This window comes from Bacillus sp. JJ1122, from assembly GCF_036964885.1.
GTDB lineage: Bacteria > Bacillota > Bacilli > Bacillales > Cytobacillaceae > Mesobacillus.
This window is the reverse complement of sequence record NZ_JBALQL010000059.1, coordinates 1-512: the sequence shown is the minus strand read 5'-3', so window position 1 is coordinate 512 and position 512 is coordinate 1. Positions and strand designations below refer to the sequence as shown.

Genomic DNA, 512 nt, shown 5'->3' with positions numbered 1-512 from the left:
AAGCGAAGCGCTTGGAACGGAAACCAACAGACCTGTTTAACTTCAAAACCAATAAAAAAACTGTAGATAAGCCCTTTTTTTTCGAGCTTGTCTACAGTCTGAAACGGCAATTGCCGTTTTAGAATGCATATTGAAAAATCCCATAATATAAAGGAAAAACAAAGAGCAACCCACTAAGTTTAGCACCAAGAGGCATTTCTTTAACTTCTTCCGCTACCTCAAAATCTCCAGCGAATCGATCTGTGAAAAAAATGGTAAATAAGATATCCCACAATAAGCCAAAAATAAATACTAGCTTCCACACGATGGGGGTAAGCAATTCCGTTCCCGTCACATAACCGAATAGACCAAACCAGGTAAAAATCGAAATAACAAAGTCGAGACGAGTCACATTATTCTTGTATTTTCCTTTTATCAAAAACCAAATTGCCGTTGTACCCATGAAGCCAAGGTACATTAGCCAAAAAAAGTCAGCCATTCTTTAACCTCTTCATCTATAAAGTATGTATTAC

Annotated in this window: 1 protein-coding gene; it reads right to left on the bottom strand. The window is 37.1% G+C overall.

Annotation, left to right across the window (positions count from 1 at the left end; translation table 11 throughout):
• Positions 1 to 118: 118 nt before the first annotated feature.
• The gene (locus tag V7201_RS23085) at positions 119 to 478 is read right to left on the bottom strand and encodes a hypothetical protein (protein WP_335379093.1); all 360 of its coding nucleotides are present in this window, start codon (positions 476 to 478) and stop codon (positions 119 to 121) included.
• Positions 479 to 512: the final 34 nt, after the last annotated feature.